This window comes from Streptomyces sp. NPDC058401 (genome assembly GCF_042722885.1).
In the GTDB taxonomy this organism is placed as follows: Bacteria; Actinomycetota; Actinomycetes; order Streptomycetales; family Streptomycetaceae; genus Streptomyces.
Map to the genome: position 1 here is coordinate 1 of NZ_JBHXKA010000179.1, position 13224 is coordinate 13224.

At 72.4% G+C, this 13224-nt stretch carries 15 protein-coding genes; 9 read left to right on the top strand and 6 right to left on the bottom strand.

From position 1 onward, the window contains the following. Positions 1 to 111 precede the first annotated feature (111 nt). Positions 112 to 1008, bottom strand: a complete 897-nt coding sequence (locus ACFWNV_RS36400) for an IclR family transcriptional regulator C-terminal domain-containing protein (RefSeq protein ID WP_383955528.1) — start codon at positions 1006 to 1008, stop codon at positions 112 to 114. Between the two features lie 145 nt (positions 1009 to 1153). Between ACFWNV_RS36400 and ACFWNV_RS36405 the strand changes: the two genes are divergently transcribed. Beyond that, positions 1154 to 1882 carry a class I SAM-dependent methyltransferase gene (locus tag ACFWNV_RS36405; protein ID WP_383955531.1) on the top strand — a complete coding sequence of 243 codons (729 nt, stop codon included), beginning with the start codon at positions 1154 to 1156 and terminating at the stop codon, positions 1880 to 1882. Between the two features lie 4 nt (positions 1883 to 1886). Here ACFWNV_RS36405 and ACFWNV_RS36410 read toward each other — a convergent pair whose 3' ends face one another. Further along, positions 1887 to 2852, bottom strand: coding sequence for an RNA polymerase sigma-70 factor (locus ACFWNV_RS36410; protein ID WP_383955534.1), 966 nt, complete (start codon positions 2850 to 2852; stop codon positions 1887 to 1889). A 190-nt stretch (positions 2853 to 3042) separates the two neighbouring features. On the opposite strand from ACFWNV_RS36410, the gene ACFWNV_RS36415 reads away from it, so the two are divergent. Continuing rightward, a complete protein-coding gene (locus tag ACFWNV_RS36415; protein ID WP_383955537.1) occupies positions 3043 to 3519 on the top strand; it encodes a carboxymuconolactone decarboxylase family protein in 477 nt (158 codons plus the stop codon). Positions 3520 to 3566: 47 nt separating this feature from the next. After that, on the top strand, positions 3567 to 3953 hold the full coding sequence (locus ACFWNV_RS36420; protein ID WP_383955540.1) for a DoxX family protein: 387 nt from the start codon (positions 3567 to 3569) through the stop codon (positions 3951 to 3953). 154 nt (positions 3954 to 4107) lie between these two features. Here ACFWNV_RS36420 and ACFWNV_RS36425 read toward each other — a convergent pair whose 3' ends face one another. After that, positions 4108 to 4536, bottom strand: a complete 429-nt coding sequence (locus ACFWNV_RS36425; RefSeq protein WP_383955542.1) for a GNAT family N-acetyltransferase — start codon at positions 4534 to 4536, stop codon at positions 4108 to 4110. A 339-nt stretch (positions 4537 to 4875) separates the two neighbouring features. Between ACFWNV_RS36425 and ACFWNV_RS36430 the strand changes: the two genes are divergently transcribed. Beyond that, positions 4876 to 5859: a hypothetical protein gene (locus ACFWNV_RS36430; protein ID WP_383955545.1), complete on the top strand. Its 984-nt coding sequence runs from the start codon at positions 4876 to 4878 to the stop codon at positions 5857 to 5859. Between the two features lie 91 nt (positions 5860 to 5950). Here ACFWNV_RS36430 and ACFWNV_RS36435 read toward each other — a convergent pair whose 3' ends face one another. Together ACFWNV_RS36435 and ACFWNV_RS36440 are read right to left on the bottom strand one after the other, a co-directional pair. Then, positions 5951 to 6475 (bottom strand): hypothetical protein, encoded by a 525-nt coding sequence (locus tag ACFWNV_RS36435; RefSeq protein WP_383955547.1) that lies wholly within the window; start codon positions 6473 to 6475, stop codon positions 5951 to 5953. A gap of 169 nt (positions 6476 to 6644) precedes the next feature. Continuing rightward, complete coding sequence (locus tag ACFWNV_RS36440; protein WP_383955550.1) at positions 6645 to 8363, bottom strand: FadD3 family acyl-CoA ligase; 1719 nt, start codon at positions 8361 to 8363, stop codon at positions 6645 to 6647. A 92-nt stretch (positions 8364 to 8455) separates the two neighbouring features. Between ACFWNV_RS36440 and ACFWNV_RS36445 the strand changes: the two genes are divergently transcribed. From ACFWNV_RS36445 to ACFWNV_RS36455, 3 genes are read left to right on the top strand one after another with little or no spacing between them, the layout of a single operon-like run. Then, positions 8456 to 9607, top strand: a complete 1152-nt coding sequence (locus tag ACFWNV_RS36445) for a lipid-transfer protein (RefSeq protein ID WP_383955553.1) — start codon at positions 8456 to 8458, stop codon at positions 9605 to 9607. A gap of 24 nt (positions 9608 to 9631) precedes the next feature. Next, positions 9632 to 10117: a Zn-ribbon domain-containing OB-fold protein gene (locus tag ACFWNV_RS36450; RefSeq protein WP_383955556.1), complete on the top strand. Its 486-nt coding sequence runs from the start codon at positions 9632 to 9634 to the stop codon at positions 10115 to 10117. Further along, positions 10114 to 10965: an enoyl-CoA hydratase/isomerase family protein gene (locus ACFWNV_RS36455; RefSeq protein WP_383955559.1), complete on the top strand. Its 852-nt coding sequence runs from the start codon at positions 10114 to 10116 to the stop codon at positions 10963 to 10965. The genes ACFWNV_RS36450 and ACFWNV_RS36455 overlap by 4 nt, the downstream gene beginning before the upstream one ends. 200 nt (positions 10966 to 11165) lie before the next feature. Here ACFWNV_RS36455 and ACFWNV_RS36460 read toward each other — a convergent pair whose 3' ends face one another. After that, positions 11166 to 11783, bottom strand: a complete 618-nt coding sequence (locus ACFWNV_RS36460; protein ID WP_383955562.1) for a hypothetical protein — start codon at positions 11781 to 11783, stop codon at positions 11166 to 11168. A 122-nt stretch (positions 11784 to 11905) separates the two neighbouring features. Here ACFWNV_RS36460 and ACFWNV_RS36465 point away from each other — a divergent pair, with 122 nt between their 5' ends. Continuing rightward, on the top strand, positions 11906 to 12271 hold the full coding sequence (locus ACFWNV_RS36465) for a putative quinol monooxygenase (RefSeq protein WP_383955565.1): 366 nt from the start codon (positions 11906 to 11908) through the stop codon (positions 12269 to 12271). Positions 12272 to 12373: 102 nt separating this feature from the next. After that, complete coding sequence (locus ACFWNV_RS36470; RefSeq protein WP_383955568.1) at positions 12374 to 12997, top strand: hypothetical protein; 624 nt, start codon at positions 12374 to 12376, stop codon at positions 12995 to 12997. The last annotated feature ends 227 nt before the right edge of the window (positions 12998 to 13224 follow it).

Below are 13224 nucleotides of genomic sequence, written 5' to 3' on the forward strand. Positions count from 1 at the left end.
GGCAAGGAGGGGGACCACCGCGGCCGCCGTACGTGCGCGTGCGCGCGAGGGCGGCGAGGAGCGGGCGGACGGCGGGACGGCAGACGCCGGGACGGCAGACGCCGGGGCCGCTCAGCCGCCGAGCTGGAGCAGCCGCTGTACGCCCCGCGCCGCTTCCAGCAGCGCCGGCGAGAACCTCTCCAGCTCCGCCCGCGTGCTCAGGAAGGCGGAGGCGGTCAGGCTGACCCCGCCCACCGGCACGCCCTCCCGGTCGAAGACCGGCGCGCCCAGGCAGCGGACCGAGGGCTCGTGCTCCTCGTCGTCGACGGCGTAGCCGCGCTCCCGCACCGTCCGCAGGGCGGCCGCGAACCCCTCCCGGTCGGTGAGGGTCTGCCGGGTCAGGGCGGGCATCCCGGTGGCGCGCAGGATGCCCTCGGTCTCCTCGGGCGGCAGGTGCGCGAGGACGGCCTTGCCGATCGCGGTGGCGTGCAGGGGGACGCGCATGCCGACGCGCGAGGAGGTCCGGTGGGAGCGGGAGCCCTCGATCTTGCGGATGTACGTGAGCGCGTTGCCGCTGCGCAGGGCCAGGTGGACGGCCTGGCCGGTGCACTTCTGGAGGAATTCGAGCAACTCGACGATGCCCTCGGGCCGTTCGGCGGAGATCTCGGCGGCCAGGGAGCGCAGCCGCAGGCCCACCCCGTAGCTGCCCTCGCCGTCGGTGACGGCGTAGCCCTGCTCGACGAGGGAGACGAGGATCCGGTAGGTGCTGGACTTGGGGACCCCGGCGGCGGCCGACAGCTCCGCGAGCCGGTGCGGGCCGCCGAACGCGGTCAGCGCCTCCGTGATCCGCAGGGTCTTCTCCAGGGCACTGCCGTTCGTGGAGCTCCGCTCCATGCCCTGGGCCGCGCATGGGGCCACGCCCGGGCCCGTGCCATGGCCGACGCCCAAGCCCGTTCCGTGGCCGACGCCCAGGCCCGTGCCGTGGCCGACGCCGTGGACCATGCCCTGGCCCACGTTCTGACCCGGCACCTCACTTCGTATGGCTTTGGCCACGGAATCCCCAAGGGTTGGCAAAACGTATCGATTCACCTTACGCCACGGGATGCCCGTTTTGCCCGGGGCCGAAGGGCCTGAAATGCGGGCCGCCCGCATCCGCGCTGACTAGGCTGACCGTGTGTTCACCTCCCAGGGCCCGACCTTCCGCGAACTGGCCGTCCAGGCCATGTCCTCCATCGAGCGGGGCTACGACCTGCTGGCCCCGAAGTTCGACCAGACCCCCTTCCGCACCCCCGACCGGATGCTCGACGCGGTCGAGGAGACGCTCGCCCGCCACGAGGGCCCCTTCGGCACCGGACTCGACGTGTGCTGCGGTACGGGCGCGGGCCTCGGCATGCTGCGCCGGCTGTGCCGGGGGCGGGTGACCGGGGTGGACCTGAGCTCGGGCATGCTCGCCGAGGCCGGGCTCGCCCACCCCGAGGAGCGGGTGGACCTCCTACGGGCCGACGCACGCTCCCTGCCCGCCGCGCTCGGGGACTCGTACGACCTGGCCGTCAGCTTCGGCGCCTTCGGCCACTTCCTCCCGGACGAGCGCCCCGCGGTCTTCTCCGGGGTCCATGCGGCGCTGCGCCCCGGCGGGGTGTTCGCCTTCCCGATCGGCGCTCCGATCCCGCCGAGCCGCCCGGCCTGGTGGGCCCTGGCCGGCTTCGACGCGGCGATGCGCGTGCGCAATGCCCTCTGGCGCCCGCCGTTCGTCATGTACTACCGCACCTTCCCGCTGGGCGGCGTACGCACGGACCTCCGCGCGGCCGGCTTCACGGTGGAGACGCTCCCCCTGGACCACTTCGGCCGCCGCCCGGACGGAACACCGAGCTGGCGCCTGGTCCTGGCCCGCAGGGCGGCCTGAGCCCTTACTCCGCCCCCTCCTCCTCCGCCTTCCCCGGCAGGCGGCCGATGTCGGAGACCGGGCCGAGGTGGCCCAGCTTGTCGGGGTTGGACACGGTGTGGACCGCCCGGACCACACCGTCGGCGATGTCGAGCTCTACCACGCTGGCGACCCGCCCCTCGGCGTCGACGATCATCGCGCCCGGCATGCCGTTGACCAGGACCGGGCGCAGCGAGGCGCCGAGCGAGCGGAGCCGGCGGAGCCCGCCGATGAGCAGCTGTCCGACGCGCTGCCGGTCGGCCACCGACTGCGCGACGGCCCGCGCCTTGCCGCCGCCGTCCCCGTGGAAGACGACGTCTGGCGCGAGCATGTCGAGCAGGGTGTCCAGCTCGCCGCCGGCCGCGGCCTCGAAGAACGTACGGGCCAGCTCCTCGCCCTCCGCCCGCCGGGCGGGGGCCGGCGGACCGCCCGCGGCGATGTGCTTCCTGGCCCGGGCGAAGATCTGGCGGCAGTTCGCCTCGGACTTGCCGGTGGCCCGGGCCACCTCCGGGTACCCGTACCCGAACACCTCGCGCAGCATGAACACGGCGCGCTCCACCGGCGACAGGGCCTCCAGCAGGACGAGGAACGCCATCGACAGGGAGTCGGCCAGCTCGGCGTGCTCGGCCGGCCCCGGCCGTTCGCCGGACACGACGACGGGCTCGGGCAGCCACTCCCCCACGTATGTCTCCCGCCGCACCCGGGCCGAGCCCAGGTGGTTGATCCCGAGCCGGGTCACCGACGTGGTCAGGTACGCCTTCGGAGCGGCGATCTCGATCCCGGCCCGATGGGCCTTGGTGAGCCCGAGGAACGCGTCCTGGACGATGTCCTCCGCGTCACCCACCGACCCGGTCATCCCGTAGGCGATGGAGAACAGCAGCGGCCGGTACGCCACCGCATCCGCCACGTCCGCCGCTTCCTGTGACTCCCGTGACTCCTGTGACTCCTGCACGAAACCCTCCCCCGATTCGCTGCGCGCCGTCCGGCAGGTTATCGGAGGACCTCCGGCTCATTGATCATGAACAGACCCAGTGACCGGGGTCACATCCACCACCTGTCACAGCCCACAGGGGTGCCGTGTCTTAGAGGGAGCACAAGGAAGACCACCCACCGAACACCCCACAACGGAAAAGGAATCCGCCATGACCGCTCGCCTGAACCTCTTCGCCGACCCGGTCGCCGTCAAGGCGTGGAAGCACATCATCGCCGCGAGCAAGGCGCTCGGGGAGTCGACCCTGCCGGCCTCGACCCGCGAACTGGTCATGCTCCGCGCCAGCCAGATCAACGGCTGCGCCGGATGCATCGACATGCACACCAAGGACGCGGCGGCAGCGGGCGAGACCGCGGTACGCCTCCACCTGGTCGCGGCCTGGCGCGAGGCCACCGTGTACACCGACGCCGAGCGCGCGGCCCTGCTCCTGACCGAGGAGGCCACCCGCATCGCGGACGCGGCCGGCGGGGTCAGCGATGAGGTCTGGGCGAACGCCGCCAAGTACTTCAACGACGAGCAACTCGCCGCCCTGGTGACCCAGATCGCGCTCATCAACGCCTTCAACCGCGGCAACGTCATGGTCCAGACCCCGGCGGGCGACTACCAGCCCGGCAGCCTCCAGCACTGACCCCACGCGCCCGGCCCCTCCCCTCCCCACAAGGACCGACTACTCCCATGAACATCGCGCTGTGGATCGTCACCGGACTGCTCGCCGTCGCCTACCTGCTCGGCGGCGCCTTCAAGGTGTTCACCCCGAAGGAGAAGATCGCCGCCAGCGGCGCCAGCGCGAAGTGGGTCGAGGACTTCGGCCCCGGCGCGGTGAAGTCCATCGGCGCCGTGGAGATGCTGGCCGCGACAGCCCTGATCCTCCCGGCCGTCCTGGACACCGCCCCGATCCTGGTCCCCCTGGCCGCAGTCGGCCTGACCCTCCTCATGCTGGGCGCCACCCTCACCCGCTACCGCCGCCACGAGCCCGCGTACATGGCGGTAGACCTGGCCTACGTCCTCCTGGCCGCCTTCGTAGCCTGGGGCCGCTTCATCCCGGAACCCTTCACGGGCTGACCTCGCGGACTGCGCCGTCCGGGAGTCGTTCGAGGTGGCTTGGTTCGCGCCGGAAGCCGTGGACGGCCTTTCGATGGTGCCGAGCATCCGCAAGCGCATCGACGACTGGAGGGCCGGGCGCGGACCCGTTGTCCGCTGAGTTGCGGGAGGTGGGTCAGCGGGCTCTCGGGAGGCCGAAGGCCGACATTTGTTTTTCCTCGTAGGAGAGGAAGCCTAGGGAGCGGTAGAAGGCGTGGTTGCGGGGGCCTTCGGGGGTCGACTCGTGGTCGGTGGACAGCAGGAAGAAGCGGCAGTGGGCGTAGCGCGCCTTGAGGTGCTCGATCAACTCTCGGCCGATTCCTTGCCGGTGGTACTTGGGGTTCACCAGTAGGTCCTGTACGTAGCAAACGGCCTCGTCGTCGGAGATCGTGCGGGCCAGTCCGAGGAGGGCGCCGGACCCGTCCCTGGCGGTGATGACCAGGTGTGAGTTCGCCAGGCCGCGGTACAGCTTTTCGGGGTCGCTGGTGTAGCCCTGCCAGTCGACCGAGTCGTAGAGCTCGAATATCTCCCGCGGGTCGAACTCCGCCTCTTCGGTGATGATCATGGCGGTCCACCTGTCCCGTCTCGAACTTTGGTGCGGGAGCCCGACGCTACCGGGACGCGCCCGGGCGCGTCCCGGCGGGGCGCGATGCTTCTTTTGGCTTCAGAACCTGGAGAAAGAACCTCTTCCAGACCCCACCAGCCTCCCGCCGAGCGGCACTCACTCGCACGGGTGAATTCGCCAACTGGTGTGGATTTCAGGGTGGTTGTCTGGCATATGCTCGCCCCGACAACTTGGACATGAGACGGCCCCCGCCGGGACTGCGAATCCCGATCGAGGGCCTGACCAACGAGGAAGTAAGCCCTTCCCGCTGGCTACCAATAAGGAAGCAAGACCTTCCCCATGGCTTCGGTGCACTTTACCTCGCCCTCGCGCGCGGCATACGGCGTTCGACACGCCAACGTCCGGCTCACCGAGCGGTTCACCGTCGTGAGCAACGACCTCATCCAGCATCCCGAAATGTCGGTGATCGCGCGGATGTTGGGGATCTTCATCCAGTCGATGCCCTCCGGGACTCCCATCGGCATCAAGGACCTGGCCAAACGGCTTTCGATCGGGGAGACCTCGATCGCCAAGGGGCTACGGGAACTGGTGCTGTTCGGGTACCTGGACCGGTCCCTGGAGAGCCTGCCGGGCGGGCGGATCGCCACCCGCACGGTGTCCTACAACCACCCCCGGGCCGCCACCGTGGCGGCTGCGCGTCGCGGCGTCGCCGCTCGCGGGGCCCATGTGGGTCGGGTGAGTCCCGGAGCGGGTTCGGGTCCGGTGGCCCCCTCCGTCTCCGTCGTGGACCCGCCGCCGCCCGAGACGGAACCTGCCGTACCGGACGCGCCGGCATCGGCGTCGGCGTCGGCGTCGGCGGTCGAGCCGGAGGCCCCGGAGTCAGGGGTGCAGTGCCCGGCGGAGGAGCCGTCCGAGGCCCAGGCGACGCCGCCCTCGGGTGGGCTGCCCGTACCGCGGGAGCCGGACGATCCCGGGCGGCGGCGGCTTGCGTGCGAGGTGCTCGCGGGGTTGCGGCGGGTCGATCCGCGGCTGCTGCTCGGGGAGCGGGATATCCGGTACCTCGCGGGTGGGGTCGAGGCCTGGCTGGAGCGCGGGGCGGGGGTGCAGGCGCTGGTCAGCGCGCTGACCGGCCGGCTGCCGGAAGGGCTGCGCAATCCGGCGGGGCTGATCGCCCACCGGCTGGCCGCGCAGTTGCCGCCACCGCTGGTTCCGCTGCCCCGCGCGCCCGCCTTCGTACCGCCCGATCCGTTCGTGAACTGCACCGAGTGCGAGCTGGCGTTCCGTAGTCCGGCTCCCGGGAAGTGCAAGGGCTGCAGCACTTAGCTCGGAGGGACGTGGCCGTCTTCGTCCCTGCCGGAGAACGGGCCACCCCCGGTCCGCAGGATGAACGGCGGGGTCGGGGCGGGGCGGCGGGTCAGGGTTCGAGGGTGATCGTGAAGCGGCGCTCGCCCGGGGCGGTCGTTTCGGCGTGGATCGAGCCGCGGGCCCGGTCGTACTTGCCGGTTCCGCCGGTGATCGCATTGTCGAACGCGGGGGGTGGACCCGGGGTCAGGTGGCCGAAGACCATTCCCTGCACGGCGAGCTGGCCGCCCGGGAGGCTGTAGGTCACGTTGCACGCCTCCGCGCCGTCGTTGTCGACCCGGGTGGTGGTGCAGGTGCCGCCGGTCTCGCCGACCTGGTTGCCGTCCTTGTCGAAGAGGATCGACCGGAAGACCGTCCGGTCGCCCTGGGCGGCGGCGCCGCCGGGGTGGACGGGGAAGCGTGACTGCTCGGCGAGCCGGCCGGTCAGGGTGATGACCTCGTGGTCGTGGGGGGAGGTCGTGTCCGCCGCGGATGCGGATGCGGATGCGGTGGAGGCGCAGGCGAGCAGGGCGAGCAGGGCCGTGGCCGAGCCGAGGCCGGCTGCTCTGATGGGGCGTAGGGACTGGATGGGGCGCATGCGGGGCCTCCCGAGGTCGGGGCTCATGGGTGGTCGGGCCACCCATGCATAGCCTCGGCTCCGGTGGCGCTCGGAGCGTCCCGGTGCGACCCACCGTCAGATCCGACCGATCGGACCAGCCCGGGGCGGGGGACCACCCGTTCGGTGGGGCCCCGGGCGGTCGGCGGTGTCAGCGGATGCGGAGGTCTCGTTTGAGGACCTTGCCGCTCGCGTTGCGGGGGAGTTCCGTGACGAACTCCACCTCGCGCGGGACCTTGTAGTTGGCCATTTCGCGGCGGGACCATGCGATCAGGTCGTCGGCGGTGAGGACGGCGCCGGGGCGGCGGACCGCGTACGCCTTGCCGACCTCGCCCAGCCGGGGGTCGGGGATGCCGACCACGGCGACGTCGGCGATGTCGGGGTGCAGACCGAGGAGTTGCTCGATCTCGGCGGGGTAGGCGTTGAAGCCGCCGACGATGAACATGTCCTTGATGCGGTCGGTGATGCGCAGGTTTCCGGCGGTGTCGAGGACGCCTACGTCGCCCGTGCGGAGCCAGCCCTCGGGGGTGATCGCCTCGGCGGTCTCGGCCGGGTCCTCGAAGTAGCCGCGCATGACGTTGTGGCCGCGTACCCACACCTCTCCGGGGCGGCCCGTGGGCTGGGCCGCGCCGTCCGCGTCCACGATCCTGACCTCCGTCCCGGGGATGGCCCGCCCGGAGGTCGAGGCGATGGTCTCCGCCGGGTCGCCGCGGCGGCACATGGTGACGATGCCGCTCGCCTCGGAGAGCCCGTACGCGGTGAGGACGGTGCCGATGTGCAGTTCGCCGCGGAGCCGTTCGACGAGCTGGAGGGGGACCACGGCCGCGCCGGTGACGACCAGGCGCAGGGCGGAGAGGTCGTGGTGGTCGCGCTGGGGGTGGTCCAGGAGGGACTGGTGCAGGGTGGGCGGGCCGGGGAGTACGGAGATCCGCTCGGCGGCGATGTTGGCGAGGACGGTGTCCACGTTGAAGACGGGCTGGGGGACCATCGTGGCGCCGCGCATCAGGCAGGCGATGACCCCGGCCTTGTAGCCGAAGGTGTGGAAGAAGGGGTTCACGATCAGGTAGCGGTCGCCCTCGCGCAGGCCGGCGAGCTCGCTCCACACCTCGTAGCAGCGCAGGGACTGGGCGTGGGTGATGACGGCGCCCTTGGGGCTGCCGGTGGTGCCCGAGGTGAAGATGATGTCCGAGGGGGCGGAGGCGGGGATCGCGTCCGTACGGGCCCGGACGGCCTCGGCGGATACGGAGTCGCCGCCGGTCAGGAACTCCTTCCAGGTGCGGAACGAGTCCGGGGCGTCCTCGGAGAGGACCACGACCTGCTCCAGGTGGGGCAGGCCCGGCAGCGGCCCGGAGCCCTCGCCCTCGGCGGCGGCGCGGCGCAGGGAGGCGACGTAGGAGGTACCGAGGAAGGTGCCGGTGACGAAGAGGAGCCGGGCGCGGCTGCGCTGGAGGACGTAGGCGGCTTCGGAGCCCTTGAACCGGGTGTTGAGGGGGACGAGGACGGCTCCGGCGGAGACGGCGCCGAGGGCGGAGACGATCCATTCGAGGGTGTTGGGCGCCCAGACGGCGACCCGGTCCCCCGGCTCGACCCCGGCGGCGATGCAGGCGGCGGCGGCCCGTTCGACGCGTTCGCCGAGCTGCGCGTAGTCGATCCGGACCCGTCCGTCGACGACGGCCTCGCGGCCGGCGTAGCGCGCGGCGGCGTGCCGGACGAGTCCACCGATGCTGGTCCAGGCGAGATCGGCCCGGCCGTCCTCGGGCGTGGCCGCCGCCTCCACCCCGCCCGCCGCCTCCGCCCTGCCCACCCCGTCCGACCCATGCGCCCCGTCCGCCCTGCCCGTGGCCCCGCGCGCGCCCTCGTCCTCGTCCATCGTCCGCCCTCCCGCGATACCAGTAGCTGACTATCCGTCAGATTAGCTGTAGCCTTCGCGGCTGTCAGTACTGGTGCACCCCGGAGGTGGCGATGGCGGCAACGCTCAAGGACGCTACGGCGATAGTCGGCATCGGGCAGACCGCCTTTGCCAAACAACTGCCGCAGTCCGAAAAGGAACTGGCCTGCCGGGCCATTCTCGCGGCGCTCGACGACGCGGGCATAGACCCGTCCGAGGTCGACGCCTTCTCCTCCTACACGATGGAGGAGACCGACGAGGTGGAGGTCGCCAAAGCCATCGGCGCCGGCGACGTCACCTTCTTCTCCAAGATCGGTTACGGCGGCGGCGGTTCCTGCGCCACCGTCGGCCATCTGGCCGCCGCCGTCGCCACCGGCCAGGCGAGCGTCGGCGTGGCCTGGCGCTCGCGCAAACGCGGCTCGGGCCCGCGGCCGTGGAAGAACACGGCCGTCCAGCTCCCCACCCCCGGCCAGTGGACGCGGCCCTTCGGGCTGCTGCGCCCCGCCGACGAGATCGGCATGCTGGCCCGCCGCTACATGCACGAGTACGGCGCCACCCGCGACCACCTCTTCAACGTCGCGATGGCCTGCCGCAACCGGGCCAACGAGAACCCGGCCGCGATGATGTACGAACGCCCGCTGACCCGCGAGATGTACATGACCGCCCGCATGATCAGCGACCCGCTCTGCCTCTTCGACAACTGCCTGGAGACCGACGGCGCGCTCGCCTGCGTCATCGTGAGCGCCGAACGCGCCCGCGACTGCCGCCAGAAGCCCGTCTACGTCCACTCCGTCGCCCAGGGCCTGCCCGCCCAGCACCACGGGATGGTCAACTACTGGAACGACGACCCGCTGTCCGGCCCCGCCTGGACCGCCGCCCGACACCTGTGGAAGCAGGCCGACTTCGGCCCCCAGGACGTGGACGTCGCCCAGATCTACGACGCCTTCACCCCCCTGATCCCGCTTTCCCTGGAGGGCTACGGCTTCTGCGGGCGCGGGGAGGGTGCCGCGTTCACCGAGGGCGGCGCCCTGGAAATGGGCGGCCGGCTCCCCATCAACACCGGTGGCGGCGGCCTCAGCGAGGCCTACGTGCACGGCTTCAACCTGATCAACGAGGGCGTCAAACAGCTCCGCGGCATCTCCACCGCCCAGGTGCCCGACGCCGCGACCTGCCTGGTGACCGCCGGCGAGGGCGTCCCGACCTCCGCCATCCTGCTGCGCGCCTGAGGACCCGAGGAGCTGAAGAAGACGATGACGACGACCACCACCACCACGCCCGGGACGCCCCCCGCGCCCGCGGACGAGCTGCTCCTGCCCGTCCCCGACGGGGACGGGGCCCCCTTCTGGGAGTACGCGGCCCAAGGCGAACTCCGCATCCAGGCCTGCGCCGCGCCCGAGTGCGGGAAACTGCGCTTCCCGCCCCGCCCCTGCTGCCCGCACTGCCGGTCCTTCGAGTCCGAATGGCGCCGGATGAGCGGCCGGGGCCGGATCTGGTCCTACGTACGCCCGCACCCGCCACTGCTGCCCGCGTACGCCGCGCAGGCCCCGTACAACGTGATCCTCGTGGAGCTGGCCGACGCCCCGCAGATCCGCCTCGTCGGGAACCTCGTCACCTCCGCCGACGCCCCGCTGGACTCCGTGGACCCGGCGCGGCTGCGCATCGGCGCACGGGTCCAGGTGGTCTTCACCGAGACCGGCGGGATGGCGGTGCCGCGCTGGGTGCTGGAGAAGTCATGACGGCCGACGGGACCCCGGGAGCGGACCGGACCCCCGGGACCGACCGGACCCCCGGGACCGACCGCGCCCCCGGACTGCGGGTGGAGCGGGACAAGGCCACCGGGGTCGCGGTCGTCACCCTCGACCGGGAGCGCAAGCACAACGCGATCGACCTCGCCACGGCCGCCGAACTGGCCGCCGTGTGGCGGGAGTTCCGCTACGAGGACGAGGTACGGGCGATCGTGCTGACGGGAGCCGGGCAGGCGGCCTTCTGCACGGGCATCGACCGGGGCGTCGAGGTGCCGCAGCCGTCTTCCCCGTACTCGGTGGACGACCCGCTCGTCGCCATCGGGCCGAAGGCGAACGACCTGTGGAAGCCGGTGATCGCCGCCGTCAACGGCATGGCCTGCGGCGGGGCGTTCTACCTGCTGGGCGAGTCGGAGTTCATCATCTCCTCCGCCTCCGCGACCTACTTCGACCCGCACACCAGCTACGGGATGGTCAGCGCCTACGAGGCGATCTACATGGCGCAGCGCATGCCCTTCGGCGAGGCCGCCCGGATATCCCTCATGGGCACCGCGGAACGGCTCTCCGCACGGCGGGCGTACGAGATCGGCCTGGTCTCCGAGCTGGCGGAGCCCGGGGAGCTGCTCCCGGCGGCCCTGCGGGCGGCCGAAACGCTGGCAGGCTTCCCCACGGAGGCCGTGCAGGGCACCGTACGGTCCCTGTGGGCTGCGAAGCAGGCCGCGCTCCACCAGGCGCTGGCACAGGCTCCGGGGCTGATCGCGCTGGGGAACCTGCCGCCCGAACGGCAGGCGGAGCTGTTCGCCGGGCGGCGCGGTCCGGGTCCGGAGCCGCGGGTGCGGTGACGGCGGACGGGGAGGGGTGCGGGGGCACGGGGAGGGGCACGGGGAGGCCCTGCCGGTGCCCCGTACAGCCATCGGACGGTGTGCGCAGTCCCCCGGCCACCGCGCTCAAGGTCGACATCCAGTACTCGCCGGACGGCAGGACCGGCTGGACCCAGCCCCTCACGATCACGGGCAGGCTCGACCACCGCTCACCCGACTGGTCAGCGCGTCTTCCTCGTCGACCGGGGCTTCGGCTTGCTCGTTTTGCTCGGGGTATTGCCGCCCGTGCTGCCACCCGTGACGGAGGATCCCGAAGTCCCGGCGCCGGACGTCGGGGTGGGGGAGGCGGTCGAGACGGTCTGGACCGGGCCCGGCGTGCAGCGCTTGACCTCGCCCGCCTTGGCCGCGTTCGTCATCGGCAGGTCCACCGTCCGGCTCTCGCCGGCCTTCAGCACGAGGTCCACCGAGCCGGAGTCGACCCGGCCGGAGGCGCCCTCGAAGACCAGCGGGACACGGAAGGTGTGCCCGGACGCCGCATCGGAGGTGACCTTCACGGTGGCCTTCGCCGCGGCCGGGCCGGCGCAGGTGACGACCTCGGCGTGCGCGAGCGGCCGGGTCTCGGTGGCCGTGGCCGTGGGCGTGGCCGTGGAGCCGCCGCCGCTCCCGCCGCTGCCGCCGTAGCTCTTCTTCTTCGTCTTGCTCTTGGAGCTGGAGCAGCCGCCCCCGCTGCTCTTGCTCTTGCTCTTGCCGCTGCCGCCCGTCGACGAGAACCCCGTCAGTGCGAGCACCACACCGACCAGCACCGCCGTGAGCCTGACCCGCCGCCCCGTGACCACCATGGCCCGTACCCCTCCCCGTTGGACAACCGGCGGCACGCTACCAGGCGGCGAAAGCCGCAGCGGTACGGTGGCCGCCACGCGTCACGAAGACGACGATCAGCCGCTCCCCGGGGGGACACGCCATGACCGACGAGACCACGGCCGCCACTTCTGCCACCGGCACCGACGCCGACACCGGCACCGACACCGCCGGAGTCATCACCGCCATCGCCCGCCTCCGGGCCCGGCCGGGTCTGGAGGACGAGGTACGCGCCCAGGCCCTGGCCCTGGTCGCGCCGACCCGGGCCGAACCGGGCAACGTCTCCTACCGCGCGTACGAGGACCCGACCGACCCGGGCACCTGGGTCGTCCTGGAGGAGTGGGCGGACTCCGCGTCCTGGGAGGCCCACATGGCCTCCCCGCACCTGGCGGAAGCCCTGTCCCGCACGGGGGCCCTGCTCGCCGGGGCACCGGTCGTGCGGGTGTTCCCGCCGGCGCTCCCCTCGTAGGGCTCCGCGTATTGCTCCACGCATGGCTCCACGTGCGGGACTCCGGGGGCGGGCGTAGCGTCGGGATCGAGATCCAGACCCACTCCCCCCGGAGGGCCGGGCATGATCCGCAACGTACTCGGCTCGCTCCTGGGTCTGATCGGAGCGACGGCCGCCGTCTGGAGCCCCTTCCGTGCCTGGTACGACGGCCGTCACGGACGCGACTACCGCATCGAGGAGCTGTTCAGCTCCGCCGGGATCACCGACGACAAGGCCGCCCTGCTGGGCTCGCTGCTGCTGCCGTTCCTCTTCGCCGCCCTGCTCGCGCTGATCGCGATCGTGCTGCGCTCGCGGCTGCTCATGGCCTTCTCCGGGATCGTCGTCCTCGGCTTCGCCGTGCTGTGGATGGTCCGCCAGGGCCAGGCCGCGGGCAGCCTCTCGGTCGGTGACGCCAGCGGCCTCGGCGACGGCCTCGCCAATGCCTTCGGCGCGGGGGCCCTGCTCATCCTGGCGGGGGCCGTGATGAGTGGGCGGCCGCGGCGGCGCGACCGGGTGGGCCGGGAGCCGGTCCCGGAGCCGGATCCGTACCGGGATCCGTCCCGGGAGCCGTACCGGGAGCCGTCTCGGGAGCCGTACCAGGAGCCGTACCGGGAGCCGTCTCGGGAGCCGTACCAGGAGCCGGTCGAGGACCCCGCCCATCCCCCGACGCCGTCGGCCTGGCCTCCCCCGCCGCAGGACCACTCGTAGCGCCTCGGGCGGGCAGGTCTGGTGGGCGGGTGCGGCCCGGGTGCCCTGCGGGGCGAAGTCCCCTACCCGCCCTTCCACCGTTCCCCGGGCGCTGCCCGGACCCGCGCCTCAAACGCCGGCGGGGCTGAGGGTGTCCCCGGGCTCTGCCCGGACCCGGTCCTCAAACGCCGGACGGGCTGGAAGGGGTACCGGGCTGCGCCCGGACCCCCTGGGGCTCCGCCCCAGAC